At 68.2% G+C, this 233-nt stretch carries 1 pseudogene; it reads right to left on the bottom strand.

The features are described 5' to 3' along the window. Window positions 1–120: pseudogene (locus tag GV790_RS30365) on the bottom strand (sigma factor-like helix-turn-helix DNA-binding protein); the annotation flags it as partial. Between the last annotated feature and the right edge of the window lie 113 nt (window positions 121–233).

Raw genomic sequence — 233 nt, 5'->3', positions numbered from 1 at the left:
CACTTCGAAAGGCACCCGCGCCGCGGCGAGTGTCTTTTTGGCGCGGGTGATGCGCGCCTGCACGGTCGCGGTCGGCACCAGGAAGGCGCGGGCGATCTCGTCGCTGGTCAGACCGCCCACCGACCCGATGCGTGCGGCCGATGACGTGTTGTGGGACCCGGACCAGATCGACGACGATCTGCTGGCGCTGATGTTCGTCTCCTGCCATCCGGTCTTGTCGCGCGAGGCGCGAA

Source organism: Nocardia cyriacigeorgica (assembly GCF_010858045.1).
GTDB lineage: Bacteria > Actinomycetota > Actinomycetes > Mycobacteriales > Mycobacteriaceae > Nocardia > Nocardia cyriacigeorgica_E.
This window is presented reverse-complemented; position numbering and strand designations above follow the sequence as displayed.